The sequence below is a fragment of the Rhodococcus sp. IEGM 1406 genome (assembly GCF_030056745.1).
Classification (GTDB): Bacteria; Actinomycetota; Actinomycetes; order Mycobacteriales; family Mycobacteriaceae; genus Rhodococcus_F; species Rhodococcus_F erythropolis.
In genome coordinates, this window is sequence record NZ_JASHKO010000067.1 from 1 (window position 1) to 207 (window position 207).

Sequence of the window (207 nt, forward strand, 5' to 3'; positions counted from 1 at the left end):
CGCTGTCGGTACGGTGCAGTTCAAGTCGAACGGCACGGCCATTGGTTCGCCGGTGGCAGTCTCCGCGGGTGTTGCGACGCTGTCGCATTCCTTCGATGCTGCTGGTGCACAAAGTGTTACCGCTGACTTCACTGCCGGTGCAGGGTTTGTCAGCTCCTCGGCGTCGGCTCAGACGGTGACGGTTTCTGATCCGGCTCCGGTCGATGT

1 protein-coding gene is annotated in these 207 nt (G+C 61.8%); it reads left to right on the top strand.

Annotated elements, in window-relative coordinates:
- On the top strand, window positions 1–207 hold a 207-nt coding region (locus QM596_RS29670; protein WP_283310609.1), incomplete at both ends, for an Ig-like domain-containing protein.